The 17,547-nt window shown below is 32.0% G+C and carries 14 protein-coding genes, 1 pseudogene and 1 riboswitch; of the genes and pseudogenes, 14 read left to right on the top strand and 1 reads right to left on the bottom strand.

Features of this window, described 5'->3' with window-relative positions; translation table 11 throughout:
* From AQ1689_RS13310 to metF, 6 genes and pseudogenes are all read left to right on the top strand, one after another.
* A pseudogene (locus AQ1689_RS13310) lies at positions 1-159 on the top strand (ferredoxin--NADP(+) reductase); the annotation flags it as partial.
* A 138-nt stretch (positions 160-297) separates the two neighbouring features.
* A complete protein-coding gene (epsC, locus tag AQ1689_RS09190) occupies positions 298-1,053 on the top strand; it encodes a serine O-acetyltransferase EpsC (RefSeq protein WP_101955896.1) in 756 nt (251 codons plus the stop codon).
* 3 nt (positions 1,054-1,056) lie between these two features.
* A complete protein-coding gene (gene cysM, locus AQ1689_RS09185) occupies positions 1,057-1,947 on the top strand; it encodes a cysteine synthase CysM (protein ID WP_101955895.1) in 891 nt (296 codons plus the stop codon).
* A gap of 68 nt (positions 1,948-2,015) precedes the next feature.
* Positions 2,016-2,174, top strand: a riboswitch (SAM riboswitch).
* Between the two features lie 50 nt (positions 2,175-2,224).
* Positions 2,225-3,217 (top strand): homocysteine S-methyltransferase family protein, encoded by a 993-nt coding sequence (locus AQ1689_RS09180; protein WP_101955894.1) that lies wholly within the window; start codon positions 2,225-2,227, stop codon positions 3,215-3,217.
* A complete protein-coding gene (gene metH, locus AQ1689_RS09175; protein WP_101955893.1) occupies positions 3,208-5,898 on the top strand; it encodes a methionine synthase in 2,691 nt (896 codons plus the stop codon). Before AQ1689_RS09180 ends, metH begins: the two co-directional genes overlap by 10 nt.
* A gap of 310 nt (positions 5,899-6,208) precedes the next feature.
* Positions 6,209-7,165, top strand: a complete 957-nt coding sequence (metF, locus tag AQ1689_RS09170; protein ID WP_101955892.1) for a methylenetetrahydrofolate reductase [NAD(P)H] — start codon at positions 6,209-6,211, stop codon at positions 7,163-7,165.
* On the opposite strand, the gene AQ1689_RS09165 is transcribed toward metF, so the two are convergent.
* Positions 7,157-8,749 carry a hypothetical protein gene (locus tag AQ1689_RS09165; RefSeq protein ID WP_101955891.1) on the bottom strand — a complete coding sequence of 531 codons (1,593 nt, stop codon included), beginning with the start codon at positions 8,747-8,749 and terminating at the stop codon, positions 7,157-7,159. The two genes, metF and AQ1689_RS09165, sit on opposite strands and share 9 nt — an antisense overlap.
* 131 nt (positions 8,750-8,880) lie before the next feature.
* On the opposite strand from AQ1689_RS09165, the gene AQ1689_RS09160 reads away from it, so the two are divergent.
* The 8 genes from AQ1689_RS09160 to AQ1689_RS09125 all read left to right on the top strand — a co-directional run bounded on the left by AQ1689_RS09160 (position 8,881) and on the right by AQ1689_RS09125 (position 17,047).
* On the top strand, positions 8,881-10,056 hold the full coding sequence (locus AQ1689_RS09160) for a 2-isopropylmalate synthase (protein WP_101955890.1): 1,176 nt from the start codon (positions 8,881-8,883) through the stop codon (positions 10,054-10,056).
* Positions 10,057-10,088: 32 nt separating this feature from the next.
* A complete protein-coding gene (gene leuC / locus AQ1689_RS09155; protein ID WP_101955889.1) occupies positions 10,089-11,471 on the top strand; it encodes a 3-isopropylmalate dehydratase large subunit in 1,383 nt (460 codons plus the stop codon).
* 2 nt (positions 11,472-11,473) lie between these two features.
* Complete coding sequence (gene leuD / locus AQ1689_RS09150) at positions 11,474-12,052, top strand: 3-isopropylmalate dehydratase small subunit (protein WP_101915697.1); 579 nt, start codon at positions 11,474-11,476, stop codon at positions 12,050-12,052.
* Positions 12,053-12,062: 10 nt separating this feature from the next.
* Positions 12,063-13,178 carry a 3-isopropylmalate dehydrogenase gene (leuB, locus tag AQ1689_RS09145; RefSeq protein WP_101955888.1) on the top strand — a complete coding sequence of 372 codons (1,116 nt, stop codon included), beginning with the start codon at positions 12,063-12,065 and terminating at the stop codon, positions 13,176-13,178.
* 218 nt (positions 13,179-13,396) lie between these two features.
* Positions 13,397-15,361, top strand: coding sequence for an AAA family ATPase (locus tag AQ1689_RS09140; RefSeq protein WP_101955887.1), 1,965 nt, complete (start codon positions 13,397-13,399; stop codon positions 15,359-15,361).
* A 171-nt stretch (positions 15,362-15,532) separates the two neighbouring features.
* Complete coding sequence (locus AQ1689_RS09135; protein WP_180947565.1) at positions 15,533-15,706, top strand: hypothetical protein; 174 nt, start codon at positions 15,533-15,535, stop codon at positions 15,704-15,706.
* A 357-nt stretch (positions 15,707-16,063) separates the two neighbouring features.
* The gene (locus AQ1689_RS09130) at positions 16,064-16,276 is read left to right on the top strand and encodes a hypothetical protein (RefSeq protein ID WP_101915701.1); all 213 of its coding nucleotides are present in this window, start codon (positions 16,064-16,066) and stop codon (positions 16,274-16,276) included.
* Positions 16,277-16,327: 51 nt separating this feature from the next.
* Positions 16,328-17,047 (top strand): hypothetical protein, encoded by a 720-nt coding sequence (locus tag AQ1689_RS09125; protein WP_101955886.1) that lies wholly within the window; start codon positions 16,328-16,330, stop codon positions 17,045-17,047.
* Positions 17,048-17,547 lie beyond the last annotated feature (500 nt).

Here is a 17,547-nt window from a genome sequence, read left to right as displayed (position 1 = left end):
TGTGGTTTTCACGAAGCAACTTTAATGTGTCAAAGTGCGTTTAAAATTATTTATCCTGATAAAAAATACGTAATGAAATACACTACAGTAGGCGGTATTGACGGTTTCGATGGAACTCGAAAAGAAGCGCCAAAGGCGGTGGTAAAAGCCATAAATTAACTTCATTGATTTGATTAAATCTCAAAATAAAAGCATAATTTTACGAGTTACATAGAATGTTCTATTTGCTACTTTTAAAATGTTATAAGTAGCAAATAAAACAATAAGTTATATTGGTAATTGAGAATTTGAGAAGTAATGAGTACAATAGAAAAGTCACTAGAAAACTATAATATTTGTTTAAAAGACACGGTAGAGGTTTTTACAAAAAAGATATTTTACGCATTGTTTGACCAAGAATTTAAAGATAATAATCAAGAAAATATCACACAGAATTTCTTTGAAATAACAACCCGTTTAAAAATAAAAAATGCGGATAAAATTTGGAGGTTATTTCAAGATAAATTACCAGAAATAAGACGAAAATTAGATTTGGATGCTATTGCTTTTGAAAAAACAGATCCGGCAGCAAAAAGTTTAGAAGAAGTTTATTTGGCGTATCCAGGGTTTCATGCCATTGCGGTATATCGATTAAGTCATGAACTAAATAAACAGAAAGTGCCAACTTTACCAAGAATGATGAGCGAATATGCCCATGGATTAACGGGTACTGATATTCATCCAGGAGCAACGATTGGTAGTTCGTTTTTTATAGATCATGCCACGGGAATCGTTATTGGTGAAACAACATTGATTAAAAATAATGTGAAAATTTATCAAGGAGTTACCCTTGGTGGAATTCAGGTGAAAAAGAGTTTAGCGCAAACAAAAAGACATCCGACAATTGAAAATAATGTAACAATTTATGCCAATGCGACTATTTTAGGTGGCGATGTTATTATAGGTAAAAATAGTATTATAGGAGCTAATGTGTGCGTTACAGAATCGGTACCGCCAAAATCATTAGTAATTTATCAAACAGAAAATAAAATTGTTTCATTAAACAACGCTTAAATTATGAAAGCAAAAAAAATAACCGACTTTGTTGGAAATACGCCTTTAGTAGAGGTTAGTAATATTTTGGATAAAAAAGGCGTGCGTCTTTTTTTGAAATTAGAAGGAAATAATCCTGGAGGAAGTGTAAAAGATAGGGCTGCTTATAATATGATTTTGGAGGCGTTAAACCGAAGAAATATTAAAAAAGGAGACCATTTAGTCGAAGCAACAAGTGGAAATACAGGAATTGCATTGGCTTTTATCGCAAATGTATTGGGCTTAAAAATGACCCTTGTAATGCCTGAAAATTCGACGGTAGAACGAGTGAAAACTATGAAAGCTTACGGAGCAGAAGTTGTATTAACACCAAAAGAAGAAGGAATAGAAGGTTCGAGAGATTTAGCTCAAAAATTACGCTACAAAAAAGGCTATTTTATGCTAAATCAATTTGAAAATAATGATAATTGGAAGGCTCATTACAAAACTACAGGTCCTGAAATTTGGAAAGATACCGACGGTGAGGTAACTCATTTTGTATCGGCAATGGGAACTACAGGGACGATTATGGGTGTTTCTACTTATTTAAAAGAGCAAAATCCAAACATTCAAATTGTTGGTGTGCAACCTTGTGATGATGCTAGTATTCCGGGTATCAGAAAATGGTCAAAAGAATATTTACCAAAAATATTTGACCGCTCTAAAGTAGATCAAGTTATTGAAATAAGCGAAAATCAAGCCCGTAATATGACTCGAAAATTAGCCAGTCAAGAAGGTGTTTTTGGCGGTATGAGTAGTGGTGGAGCAGTACATGCAGCTTTGCAAGTTGCCCAGGAAATTGACCAAGGAATTATTGTCGCTATTATTTGTGATATCGGTGACAGATATTTGTCATCAAATTTGTATAATTATTAAAAATTATAGTTCAAAAATATAAAAAAGTTCGTTAATTTGCACTTTATTAGTTCATTAATTTAATAAGAATGTTATCAAGAAAGGTGGAGGGATTAGACCCAAAGAAACCTTAGCAACCCTTTATGTAAGTAGTTTAAAATATTTAAATTAGTTAGATAAAGAAGGTGCTAAATTCTACTTAAAAACTGTTTTATTACAAAATTACAGCTTTTTAAGAGAGATAACGGCAAAGAACTTTTTTCCTCTTTTCCTGATAGCTTCTACTATAAAATCAGGAATGTCAAACATTTATCAAGAAATACAAAAACGTATTCTGCTGCTCGATGGAGCAATGGGAACCATGCTTCAGGCGTATAAATTTACCGAAGAAGATTTCCGAGGAAAACGCTTTAAAAATTATCCAACATCGTTGCAAGGAAACAACGATTTACTCTCTATTACACAACCAAAAGCTATAAAAGAAATCCATGCAAAATACTTTGCAGCAGGCGCTGATATTATAGAAACCAATACTTTTTCAGGTACAACAATTGCGATGGCTGATTATCAAATGGAAAATTTAGTCTATGAATTAAATTATCAATCTGCAAAAATAGCCAAAGAAGTTGCCGATGAATTTACCCAAAAAGAACCGCATAAACCACGATTTGTAGCAGGTTCAATTGGTCCAACAAATCGTACTGCAAGTATGTCGCCAGATGTAAACGATCCTGGGTATAGAGCTGTTACTTTTAATGAATTACGCATCGCTTACAGGCAACAAGTGGAAGCACTTTTAGACGGCGGTTGCGATATGTTATTAGTAGAAACTGTTTTTGACACCCTAAACGCAAAAGCGGCATTATTTGCGATTGAAGAAGTAAAAGAAGCTCGAAAAATAGACGTTCCAATTATGTTAAGCGGTACAATTACCGATGCCAGCGGAAGAACGTTGTCGGGGCAAACTGCCGAAGCTTTTTTAATCTCTATTTCTCATATTCCGCTGTTATCCGTAGGATTTAACTGTGCTTTAGGCGCTAATTTATTGCAACCTCACTTAGAAGCAATCGCATCGAAAACCAACTTTGCAATTTCGGCGCATCCAAATGCTGGACTTCCAAATGCTTTTGGCGAATACGATGAAACTGCTCAAGAAATGGCAGATCAAATTGAAGAATATTTCAAGAAAAATCTGATAAATATTATCGGCGGATGCTGCGGAACAACGCCAGAACATATTGCTGTAATTGCCCAATTAGCAACTAAATATCCTCCAAGAAAATGCCTATAAAAAAAGAAATTAAACAAGAAAAATATTTGCATTTATCGGGTTTGGAACCATTAGTTTTAAATGAAAACAGCAATTTTATTAACGTTGGAGAACGTACCAATGTTGCAGGTTCTCGTAAGTTTTTACGATTGATAAAAGAAGAAAAATTTGAAGAAGCATTAGCTGTTGCAAGGCATCAGGTAGAAGGCGGAGCGCAAATTATCGATATTAATATGGATGATGGTTTGATTGATGGAAAACAAGCCATGGTTCGGTTTTTAAATTTGATTGCCGCCGAGCCTGATATTTGCCGTGTTCCGCTGATGATTGATAGCTCAAAGTGGGAAATTATTGAAGCAGGTTTACAAGTTGTACAAGGAAAAAGTATTGTAAATTCTATTTCTTTAAAAGAAGGCGAAGAAAATTTTATTTGGCAAGCAACGCAGGTTAAAAGATACGGAGCGGTGGTAATTGTTATGGCTTTTGATCAGGTTGGGCAAGCTGATACTTATCAAAGACGTATCGAAATTGCTGAACGTTCGTACCGTATTTTGGTTGATAAAGTAGGCTTTGCATCCGAAGATATTATTTTTGATTTGAATATTTTTCCTGTCGCTACAGGAATGGAAGAACATCGAAAAAATGCCATCGATTTTATTGAAGCAACTCGCTGGGTGCGTCAAAATTTGCCAAACGTAAGCGTAAGTGGTGGCGTTAGTAATGTGTCTTTTTCTTTCCGAGGAAATAATACCGTGCGAGAAGCAATGCACTCCGTTTTTCTGTATTATGCGATTCAAGCAGGGATGAATATCGGGATTGTAAATCCTGCGATGTTAGAAATTTATGATGATATTCCAAAGGATTTATTAGCGCATATTGAAGATGTTATTTTAGATAAAAGAGAAGACGCAACGGAGCGTTTGTTAGATTTTGCAGAAACCGTAAAAGGTGTTAAAAAACAAGATGAAGCAACTGTTTTAGCTTGGCGAAGTTTGCCATTGCAAGACCGAATTACGCATTGTTTGGTAAAAGGAATTGATGCTTTTATTTTAGAAGATATTGAACAAGCACGGCAAGAAGCCCAAAAACCAATTCAAGTTATTGAAGGAAATTTAATGATCGGTATGAATGTGGTTGGCGATTTATTTGGTGCAGGAAAAATGTTTCTGCCTCAAGTGGTAAAATCGGCTCGGGTGATGAAAAAAGCAGTGGCATATTTAAACCCCTTTATTGAAGCCGAAAAAGGCGAAAAACAACAAGCTTTAGGGAAAATTTTAATGGCAACCGTAAAAGGCGATGTGCATGATATTGGTAAAAATATTGTAAGTGTTGTTTTGGGTTGTAATAATTATGAAATTGTCGATTTAGGCGTAATGGTAGCGCCTGAAAAAATTATTGAAACTGCTAAAAAAGAGAATGTTGATATTATCGGTTTATCAGGGTTAATAACGCCTTCTTTAGATGAAATGGTGTATTTGGCAAAGGAAATGGAGCGTCAGAATTTTACGGTTCCCTTGCTAATTGGCGGGGCAACAACGTCAAAAGCACATACGGCGGTAAAAATAGATACTCAATATAAAAATGCGGTGGTTCATGTAAATGATGCTTCAAGAGCGGTAACGGTTGTCAGCGATTTATTAAATAAAGAAACAAGTAACGCTTATGTTGCAAAACTTAAAAAAGACTACGATGAATTTCGTGAGAAGTTCTTAAAACGAGGTAAATCAAAAGCGTATATTTCTATTGAGCAAGCGCGTAAACGTAAATTTAAAATTGACTGGGAAACGTCATCAATAGTAAAACCCAAAGAATTAGGTGTTCAAACTTTAGAACAAGTAAGTTTAAAAGAATTAGTACCTTTTATTGATTGGAGTCCGTTTTTTAGAAGTTGGGATTTGCACGGGAAATATCCCGCTATTTTAACTGATGAAATTGTCGGTGAACAGGCAACACAATTATTTGAAGATTCAAAAATTATTTTAGATAAAATCATCACGAAACAATTATTAAAACCTAAAGGGATTTTTGGTTTATTTGAAGCAAATTCTATAAACGATGATGATATTTCCATTCAGAAAAATTCAAAAGAAATTGCTGTTTTTAGAACCCTGCGTCAGCAATTAAAAAAGCGAGATGGAAAACCAAGTATTGCTTTAGCCGATTTTATCGCTCCAAAAGAATCAGAAAAACAAGACTATATGGGCGCTTTTTGTACTGCAATTTTTGGAGCTGACCAGTTAGCTAAAAAATATAAAGACCAAGAAGACGATTATAATGCGATTATGGTACAAGCAATTGCCGATCGTTTTGCCGAAGCTTTTGCGGAATATTTGCATCACAGAATACGGACAAAACATTGGGGATATGCATTTGATGAAACTTTATCGAACGAAGAATTAATTAAAGAGAATTATAAAGGAATCCGCCCTGCACCAGGGTATCCTGCTTGTCCTGACCATTTAGAAAAACAAACGATTTGGAGTCTTTTAAATGTCGAAGAAAAAATAGGCGTAACCCTTACCGAAAGTTTAGCGATGTGGCCAGCAGCAGCAGTTTCGGGATATTATTTTGCAAATAAAGAAGCGAAATACTTCGGATTAGGGAAAATTACAGATGACCAAGTTCGTGATTTTGCTACTAGAAAAAATATCACGCTAGATAAAGCTCGAAAATGGTTACATCCTGCTATTGCCGATGTATAAGAGCCTGTTTAAAAATTAAATAATAAATTGTCAGTTCGAGTGATTTTTTTTCTTCAAAAAAATTGTATCGAGAACTTTTTTAATATTAAAGTTAATCAACATGAAATAATTCAAATTCTCGATACTATTTTAATTCCTTTTAGTCATTAAAATCACTCGAATTGACAAGAATCATCAAAAAAAAGTAAAGAACTACGGTAAATCAGGATGCGAAACTGAAATAAATTCAGTTTGACGGATTCGATTTTTCAGCTATAAAACCTTTTTAAATAAAATTTAAACAGGCTTTAAATAATTAAAAATAAATTTTATGAAAGTAACAGAACACATAAAAAAATCAAACGGAAAAACATTATTTTCGTTTGAAATAATTCCGCCGAAAAAAGGAAATAATATTCAAGATTTATATCAAAACATTGAGCCGTTAATGGAATTTAATCCACCTTTTATTGATGTTACAACCTCAAGAGAAGAGCATTTATATATTGATAAAGGAAACGGTTTATTGGATAGAAAAATAACAAGAATGCGTCCTGGAACAGTTGGTATTTGTGCGGCGATAAAACATAAATACGATGTCGATACCGTGCCGCATGTGCTTTGTGGTGGTTTTAGTAAAGAAGAAACTGAATATTTATTGGTCGATTGCCATTATTTAGGTATCGAAAATGTGATGGCGTTACGAGGCGATGCCATGAGTCATCAGCGGTATTTTGAGGTGAGCAAAGGTGGGCATCAATATGCAACACAATTGGTGGCGCAAATTAAAAACTTGAATCAAGGGAAATATTTACACGATGTAATTGAGGCAAATCATAAGGCTGATTTTTGTATTGGCGTTGCGGGATATCCCGAAAAACATTTAGAAGCTCCGTCGCTACAAACCGATTTAAAACGCCTAAAAGAAAAAGTCGATGCAGGGGCAGATTATGTGGTTACGCAAATGTTTTTTGACAATAAAAAGTATTTTGAGTTTGTAAAACATGCAAGAAAAATGGGCATTACCGTGCCGATTATCCCTGGAATAAAACCGATTTCGGTAAAGCGTCATTTGCAATTATTGCCACAGGTTTTTAAAATTGATTTGCCACAAAATTTAATCACCGAAATAGAATTTTGTAAAAATAATCAGCAGGTTCGAGAGCTTGGAATTGCATGGGCAATTGCACAATCGCAAGAGTTATTAAAGGCGGGTGTGCCTGTTTTACATTATTATTCTATGGGGAAAAGTGACAATATTAAAGCGATTTCCAAGGCATTATTTTAATTTTTTAGCACTGTTTTTATGAGTTTTTTTATTTTTAAGGTATTTATTTTTGATGATTTCGGCGACTGTTTTATTTTCTATTTTAGATGCCAACCACGAAAGAATGTCTAAATATAGGAAGGCTCTTTTTTCATACGGATGATTTTCATAGACTTTTAATCGATCATAAATTTTTTTAAATTCCTTTTTTATTTGATGCGGATATACGTCGCCTAGCGCTTTTATTGACGATATAAGTTCTTTTTGAACTTCTTGAAGGTTTTCCATTTTTAATAAAAAGCGGTAGGTGTCTTTAAATTGTAATTCAAAATCGTAATCTAAACCGCATTCGTAATGGGCAATTAAACTTAAAACTCTGGCAAAACATTGCAGGTCTTGGGCTACATGTATTTTTTTCGATTTTATAATTTTATTCAAGTAAAAAATACATTCTTTATTGTTGCCCATTCCAAAATATAAACTGGCTATTTTATAATACAACACAACAATATGATGGTTGTCTAACTTGTTTTTATAAAGTGCAATTTTACTATTTATAGTGGCGACTAAATATGCTCCTTCTGAAAAACTTCCTTCTAAAAAATGCAGGTGTAATTTGTTTGCATAGTAATATTGAAAAATTAAAATTTCGGTATTGCTATTTATTGGGATGTCGTTATTTTCGATTTCTTTTTCAAAAAAAAGTAGTTCTTCTTTAAATTTGGTAAAATGCTTGATGAAAAATAAGCTTTCTAATAAATAGTTTTTTCCTTTTAAGTAAAAAACAGGATGAATTGCAATGTTTTTAGGGTCGTTTTTAAATAAATCGACCCATTTATTGGCATATTTATAGCTTTGTAAAAAATCTTGTGTTAAAAAACTACGCCATAAATGAGCCTTGTAAAGCCATAATTTTTCTCTAAATCCTAAGGTGTCATACTGGTAATTTGGCAATCTTGAATTAAAATAAGAAGTTGCTTTTTGAAGCTCAATATCATTTTTTACATAGCCGTTTTTTAACAAAGCGCCATATAATTGTAGCGATAAATTAGACAATTTACTAGCAATTACATTTTGCTGACTCAGTTCTTTTGCTTGAATGGTTAATTGGTCTGCTCGGGTGTTAATACTTCGGGTAATATGTTGGCTTTCAATAACTTTTTCAAATTCTACAATTTCGTAAGCAATGTTTTTTTCTTCGCTATCAATCGCCATATTTTTGGCTTTATCGAGTAGTTTTAAACTTTGTTTGTATAATCCTTTTTGATACAAAATAGTCGCAAAATCTAACAATTCTCGTATTTGAATTCGGATGTTTTTATGTGCAGGATTCATCCGAAGACTAACTAAGATTTGCTTGTATAAATGTGCTTTTAAATTAGAGAGCTGCTGTTTGCTTACAATATTATTTTTGATGATAATTTTTTCATCATATTTTTTTTGTTTGTCTAAAAATTTAAAAAGCGCAAAAAATTTAGCATCATTATTTCCTTCTAAACGACCAACGTAAAGGTTAAACTGACGTTTTTCAGATTTTGATAAAGACTTTATCAAAACAAACAATGTATCGTTTTGTTGATTGGATGGTGTAGTATGGTTGCGCATAGTTATTTGATTATCAGTGCTTTAAAATAATTGATTTAGGTTTAAATATCGTAGGTTATCCCTTTTTTTTTAATAAATTAAAGACATCAACAGCTATATTTGATTAATTAAAGGTAAATAAATTAAGATAGATGCAAAACGATAAAGTACAAATTTTTGATACAACACTTCGTGATGGCGAGCAAGTGCCTGGTTGTAAGTTAGACACGACACAAAAATTAATTATCGCCGAAAGGCTTGATTTTTTAGGAGTCGATGTTATTGAAGCTGGTTTTCCTGTGTCAAGTCCTGGAGATTTTGCTTCGGTACAAGAAATTTCAAAAATTGTTAAAAATGCTACCGTTTGTGGATTAACACGCGCGGTTAAAAAAGATATTGAAGTGGCAGCCGCAGCGTTAAAAAATGCGGTGAAACCAAGAATTCATACAGGAATCGGAACAAGTGATTCTCATATAAAATATAAATTTAATTCGTCGCAAAGTGAAGTTATCCGAAGAGGAAAAGAAGCGGTTTCTTATGCTAAAAATTTTGTGGACGATGTAGAATTTTACGCAGAAGATGCAGGAAGAACTGACAATGTTTTCTTGGCAAAGGTTTGTGAAGAAATGATAAAATCGGGTGCAACGGTTTTAAATATTCCTGATACCACAGGATATTGTTTGCCTGAAGAATATGGTGCGAAAATTAAGTATTTAAAAGAGAATGTAAAAGGAATTGAAAATGTAATCTTATCTTGTCATTGTCATAACGATTTAGGCTTGGCAACCGCAAATTCAATTGCTGGAGTTATTAATGGAGCAAGACAAATAGAATGTACGATTAACGGAATCGGGGAGCGTGCAGGAAATACCGCTTTAGAGGAAGTGGTAATGATTTTAAAACAACATCCGTATTTGAATTTACAGACCGATATTAATACCAAATTATTGTACGATACGAGTATAATGGTGCGTGAAAGTATGGGAATGGATGTACAGGCAAACAAAGCAATTGTAGGAGCCAATGCCTTTGCGCATAGTTCAGGAATTCATCAAGATGGGGTTATTAAAAACCGTGAAACCTACGAAATTATGAATCCGTTGGATGTTGGTGTAACTGAAAGTGCGATCGTTTTAACTGCTCGAAGCGGAAGAGCGGCATTGGCATATCGTTCTAAAAATATAGGCTACGAATTGACCAAAATACAGTTAGATTCGGCGTATAAAATATTTTTAAAGCTAGCTGATAAACAAAAAGAAGTAGTTGATCAAGATCTTCATAGATTAATGGAGGAAGTCAATAAAATATCAAAAATAATAGTAGCATAAATTAGCACAAATAAATAATAGCATAAATGATAATGGGAAAAACATTATTTGATAAAGTTTGGGACGCTCACGTGGTAGATACCATTGAAAACGGTCCACAGGTTTTATATATAGACAAGCATTTAATTCATGAAGTTACCAGCCCTCAGGCTTTTAACGAACTAAAAGAACGTGGTATTTCGGTAGCACGTCCCGATAAAATTGTTGCCACCGCTGATCATAATACGCCAACGGTAAACCAACATTTACCTATTGAGGATGATTTATCGAGAAATCAATTAGAACAATTAACTAAAAATTGTAAGGAAAATAATATTACTTTATACGAATTAGGGCATGAAAATAACGGAATTGTTCACGTTATAGCGCCAGAATTAGGAATTACACAGCCAGGAATGACCATGGTTTGTGGAGATTCTCACACTTCTACGCATGGAGCTTTTGGAACCATTGCTTTCGGAATTGGAACAAGTCAAGTGGCACAAGTTTTTGCAAGCCAATGTTTGTTGCTTCAAAAACCCAAAAGCTTGCGTGTTACGGTAAACGGAAAATTGAAAAAAGGTGTTTTACCAAAAGATGTGATACTTTATATTATAGCTCAATTAGGAACCAACTCAGGGACAGGGTATTTTTGCGAATACGCAGGAAATGTCTTTGAAGAAATGTCGATGGAAGGCAGAATGACGGTTTGTAATATGAGTATTGAAATGGGCGCAAGAGGAGGAATGATAGCGCCTGATAAAACTACTTTTGACTACGTAAAAGGTAAAGAATTTGCGCCAAAAGATAGTGAGTTTGATAAAAAAGTAGCTTATTGGAAAACCTTAAAAACGGATGCTGATGCTATTTTTGATAAGGAATATACGTTAAATGCCCAAGATATTGAGCCGATGCTAACCTTCGGAACAAATCCAGGAATGGGAATTAAAATTTCTGAAAATATTCCGCAGGAAAATGATGCTTCTTTTGAAAAATCATTGGCGTACATGAATTTTAAAAAAGGGGAAACTTTAATTGATAAACAAGTAAATTATGTGTTTATCGGAAGTTGTACAAATTCTCGAATTGAAGATTTTAGAGAGGTTGCAAATTACGTAAAAGGAAAGCAAAAAGCGCAAAATGTAAATGCCTGGTTAGTTCCGGGATCGCAAAAAGTGGCAAAACAAATTGAAGCGGAGGGTTTAAAAACTATTTTTGAAACTGCTGGTTTTGAACTGCGTCAGCCTGGTTGTTCGGCTTGTTTGGCAATGAATGACGATAAAATTCCGGAAGGTGAATATTGCGTTTCTACCTCTAACAGAAATTTTGAAGGTAGGCAAGGGCAAGGATCTCGAACTATTTTAGCAAGCCCATTAATTGCCGCAGCAACTGCTGTTGCAGGAAAAATTATTGACATTACAAAACAGTTAAATTAAAAATGGAAAAATTTATAAAATTAACCGATACAGCGGTTCCGTTGCTAACAGAAAATGTAGATACCGATCAAATTATTCCTGCTCGTTTTTTAAAAGCGACTGATAAAAAAGGATTTGGCGATAATGTTTTTAGAGATTGGCGTTTTCATAAAGATGGAAGCGTAAACGAAGAATTTATCTTAAATAATAAAAATTATACAGGAAGTATTTTAATTGCTGGCGATAATTTTGGATGCGGTTCGAGTAGAGAACACGCGGCTTGGGCGTTGTCTGGCTACGGTTTTAAAGTAGTGGTTAGTAGCTTTTTTGCCGATATATTTAAAGGGAACGCTTTGAATAACGGAATTTTACCTGTGCAGGTATCCGAAGAGTATTTGAAAAAATTATTGAAAAAAATCACTGAAAATCCAACGACAAGTGTTATTATTGACTTAGAAAATCAAGAAATTAAAACAGCTGTTGGTACGCGTAGTTTTGAAATTAATCCATATAAAAAAGTATGTATGATTAATGGCTATGATGACATTGATTTTTTAGTAAGTAAAAAAGATAAAATAGAAGCTTTTGAGGCTTCATTATAAAAGATAAAAGATGAAATTTAATATCGCTGTAATTCCCGGGGATGGTATTGGTCCAGAAGTAACTGCTCAGGCACAAAAAGTGTTAAAAGCTGTGGCAAATGTGTATGATCATACCTTTATGTTTAAAGAGGCTTTAATGGGTGCTTGCGCTATTGATAAAACGGGAAATCCGTTGCCAGAAGAAACCATTGATTTATGTAAAAAAAGTGATGCTATTTTATTTGGGGCAATTGGTGATCCTAAATATGATAACGACCCTACTGCAACGGTGCGCCCAGAGCAAGGTTTGTTAAAATTACGAAAAGAATTAGGGCTTTTTTGCAACGAGCGTCCTGTAAAATCATACAGTCAATTAATTGATAATTCTCCCTTAAAAAGAGAAATTATCCAAGGGACTGATATTACCATTTATAGAGAATTAACAGGTGGAATTTACTTCGGAACAAAAGAATTAAGTGCCGATAAGCAAACGGCTTCTGATAGCTGTTCTTATTCGGTATTTGAAATTGAACGCATTGCGCATTTGGCTTTTAAAGCAGCACAAAACAGGCGTAAAAAATTAACCTTAGTCGACAAGGCAAACGTTTTAGAAACCTCAAGATTGTGGCGTAAAACAGTTACCGCTTTAGCAAAACAATATCCTGATGTAGCGCTTGATTTTATTTATGTTGATAACGCTGCGATGCAATTAATTTTAAACCCGAAGCAGTTTGACGTTATTTTAACCGAAAATTTATTTGGCGATATTTTATCGGATGAAGCAAGTGTAATTGGTGGTTCTATCGGTTTATTGGCTTCTTCATCTATCGGAAAAGAAAATGCACTTTTTGAACCAATTCACGGTTCATTTCCACAGGCAAAAGGGAAAGATATTGCCAATCCGTTAGCAGCTATTTTATCGGCAGCGATGTTGTTGAAACATTTAGGTTTGCACGAAGAATCGTTTGTTGTAGAGGCAGCTGTTGATAAATCGTTAGAATTAGGAATAACGACTCAAGATATTAATTCTGATAAGAATTTTGGAACAAGTAAAGTTGGTGATTTTATTGCCGATTATATCTATAATAAAGAGGATAGCAATATCAACTTTAAAAATATTCACATGGGGCAGAGTACTATTATATAGTTGCTCGCTTTGGTTGCTGAATAATTTAATTTTTGAAAAATATAATGAAATCCCGTGCTTTTTAGTGCGGGGTTTTTTGTTGGGTTTTTATGTAAGATAGTTGTTGTTAATTGTTTAGAAAGAATTAAATTAGTGCTCTTAAAACAGAAATAAGAGTGTGTTTTATTTTGAAGGGTAATTATATTAAGTTGTTGTGCCTAATTAAAAAAAATAGAAATATGATAATAGCTTTAATAATAAGACATTACAAGGTGTATAAAGGAATTAACTATATACCTTTATCTGATGGAACTAAATTTTCAAGTATTTTGGGGGAAAATGGTGCTGGAAAAAGTTCTATATTAGAAGCATTTGATTGTTTTTTCAATAAAAAACCTTTTACAGATTGGTCTATAAATTACGAAGCTAAAGCAGAAGGAGTGAGTGGAGATAACCGTCCATACATTCTTCCTTTTTTTTTAATATCAAAAAATAAATTACGCAATACATTAAATGCAGATGTTGAGCAGTATAAAAAAGCTGAAAAATTATCTGAATTTTTATGGAGTGCAACAGAAAAAGCAAAAGATACCTCTCTAGATGAATTTTACAAACAGACAAAGACTCTTAAAGAAAAAATTAATTCAGAGGATTATTTATTATTAGCCGTAGGTAAAAGATACAGGGATAACGGTTGCTTTTTTGGGTCTTATCATAGAAAACTTTCTTTTATAAATGATGAACCCAAAAAGGGATACGAAGAAGATGAGTTACAGAAATATTTTAAAGGTTTCTACGAGTATATAATTTCTCACTACTCGTATTTATACATACCTGTCGAAACAGATGTTCAAACTTACACTCAGTTAGAAACTCAGGATATGCAAAAACTAATGGATAAAAACATCCAAATAGAAATTGAAAATGCAATAACACAAAAAACGGTTAATCAAATTAATAAACAATTAGATAAGTTTGTAAAAGATATTGAAGGGGTTTTAGAAAAGTATAAATATAAAGGTAAATTTAAAAATAGTTTAACGATGCCTGATTTAGTTTCTAAAATAATTGAATCTTATTTTTCAACAAAAGAATTAAATAAAAAAATAGTTGGCTCGACAAAAACAATTCCTGTTAAAGAGTTAAGTTCTGGAGAAAAACGAAAAGCCTTAATCGATTTAGCTTATTCTTTTCTTAAAAGGAACACAGATAGAACTTCTAATTTAATAATTGCAATTGATGAACCTGAATCTTCTTTACACGTTAGTAGTTGTTATCAGCAGTTTGAAAAACTAATCGAAATAGCCAAAGAGGGTCATCAGGTATTAATAACAACTCATTGGTATGGATTTTTACCAATAGTTACTAAAGGAACTGCTACCTCAATAAACAAAAGTATAGATAATAAAATTACCTCTAACTTCTTTAGTTTAAGTAACTTTAGAGAGTTCATAAAACAAGAAAAAGCTCGACTTAAAAAAGAAAAAAGCAGAGAGCCTTTATCTATTGACTATAGAATTAAATCATATAATGATTTAATTCAATCTATCGTAATTTCGATAATACAAGAAGAACCATATAATTGGATTATATGTGAAGGTTCTTCTGAAAAAATATATTTTGAGTATTACTTTAATCAAGAGATTAAAGATAATAAATTAAGAATCTTGCCTGTAGGTGGTTATCAAGAAGTAATGAAAATATACAATTACTTATTAGGCCCCTTTAAAGATTCTGATTATGATAAAAAAGGTAAAATTATTTGTTTAATCGATACAGATGCAAGCAGAGTTGATGTTGAAACTGTAATCAAACACAAAAATTTATACTTTAAGAGACTAGTCTTTAATAAAAAAGATGATACTATTTTATACGATGTTAATTCTGACCTAACCGAAGAAACAACAATTGAAGATTCATTAGATTCCAGTATTTATATAGATACACTTAAATATTTTTCTATTGAAAATAGCGAGTTGGAGTCTTTATTAGTCGACAAAAATATTAAAGAAGGTTCAGTATATTCTAAAAGTGCTTTAGATTTAAGAGATTCTGAAAAAGACGTTATTAAAGAGTTTTTTAATAAAAACTTAGGACAAAATAAACTTGATTTTGCTGAGAAATATATTGAGATTTCTGTAGAAAAAGATGAACCAAAATTTTTAGATTGGATTGAGAATATAAAAAACATAATAAATAACTAAGCATTATGGCCTTATATGTATTATCGACTGATGTGTTCCTAAGAATAAGAAGTAATTCGAAAACTATTTTTGTGTTTCTTGAAAATTTGGTAGATTTCACCATTATTTTTAAGACTCTTTGAAAAAGGAAAAAATTAGGATGCTTTTCTTGTTAGAATAAAATAATATATTATGAAAACAAAAGATATAAATACTCGAAAAAAACCTATTATTGAGATAGATAAATCATTAGATTTTTACAACAAAAATATTTCACTTTTCCCTGAGAAAGTAAAAAAAGCAAATGAAATGTTGAAAAATATTGGATTGCCAAAATTTGATAGAAAAGGAAAATTGGTATCGTAAATAATAAAATAGCAATATCAACTTTAAAAATATTCACATGGGGCAGAGTACTATTATATAGTTGCTCGCTTTGGTTGCTGAATAATATGATTTTTGAAAAATATAATAAAATCCCGTGCTTTTTAGTGCGGGATTTTTTCAATAAGATGTAAGCGCCTGTTTAAATTTCATCGGAAAAAAAAATATCACAGAAAAATAAGAAATCGCATCCTGATTTGTCGTAGTTCTCCTGTTGATGCGATACTGAAATAAATTCAGCATGACGTTTATTGATGTTTAGCTGTTTTGAAAAACACTTTTTTTAATTTTTAAAAAAACACTTAAATAAATTTCCTTAATTTTGAAGCTAAAAAATTTATGAATACAGTTTTTAAAATGAAAAAAACAACCTTAATTGCAATTGGAATCGTTTGGGTTTCTGCTTTAATTATTCTAATAATATCGCTGACAGACTTATACCCGAATACTATTTTTAGTAAATATCGCTTAATGACCGGAATTGCCTTTCTGATTATATCACAATTTTTAAAATCAATATATAATACCGCTAAAATAAAGCATAATGCCTAGTTTATAGAAGTATTAAACAATATAAAAAAGCATAAAATTTATAATTATTAAATGAATAAAAAGCTATTTAGCGCCGTATTTTTTTTACTTATCTTAAATACATGTACTAGTTTTTCTCAAGAATGGAAAAATTTAAGAAGCTATAAAAAAGTAACCAATAAAAGCATTCTTTGTAAAGGCTGTTGGCTTAAAAAAGATAGAAAAAAAGATACAGAAATATGGAAAAAAGCCAATACATATAATCTATCTATAAATAATGGCTATTTAAAATATCAAAAAATAAGTCAAATTCGTGATTTTTATCGGTGGTTTGACAAGGCTCGAAAAAAGAACGGACACGAAATAATTTCCGTAGGAATAATGGCTGTCGTAGCAACGCAGTTTTCTAAAATTGATAACTATTTTATTCGAAAAATTTTTATCAGAAATAAAGAAATAATTTGGTTTGCAAATCAAGGTTCTAAAAATGTGTTGAAATATTATTTTCCACTGCTTAAAAATATTCTTTTTTCTGAAAAGATACTAAAAGGAGAAAGGGCAAAACAATGGGATGCTAAAAACACAAAAATAGAGCAATGTCAAATAGTAACGCCACTTTATGAAAAGTTATCAGCTAAAGCAGCACGTAAATTAGGACGAATGGCAAAAGGTAAAGGCATTTTTTGTTTTGGAATAAAAAAAGCAATACGCTTTGAAGGAAATATTGAAAGTTGCCAATCAAAATATGAACATGCGCTGTTTAAATTAAAAAGATATTACTTAAATCAATAAAAAAATACCAATTTTTTAGTCACTACTTTATTTTATATCTAAAAAATACCTACTTAAATTAGAAGATACTTTGTAATTAGCCGCATCTGGTTAATTTATAAAAAAAAACAAGTTGAAATTATTGCTTAAATTAAGAATTTCGTAAAATGTGTAGTTTGTGTAAAATAGTGGGTTTTAGTTAGGATAATTTAATAAAAAATACTGATATTTGCCAAATAAAATGAAAAAACAAATTTTAAATATTATTTCTATTATTGTCGTTGTGATTATTTCGCAAGGATAAGGAAGTGTATTTTATATTTTATAAATTTAAAAAGCTTCCTATTTTAGGAAGCTTTTTTTGTTAGCAAAATAATAGTATGAGTTTTTAAATAAAAGGCTATGTGTTTGTTAATTACTGTTTTTATAGCAGGAATTTAAAGTATTGAATAGTATATAATTTTAACAGTAAACAATTAATTGTCAGGCGGTTGAGGTTTTAAATAGCCTGTTAGATATCA

Source organism: Tenacibaculum finnmarkense, from assembly GCF_900239185.1.
Classification (GTDB): Bacteria; Bacteroidota; Bacteroidia; order Flavobacteriales; family Flavobacteriaceae; genus Polaribacter; species Polaribacter finnmarkensis.
The sequence above is the reverse complement of the archived record's forward strand: the minus strand, read 5'-3'. Positions and strand labels throughout refer to the sequence as shown.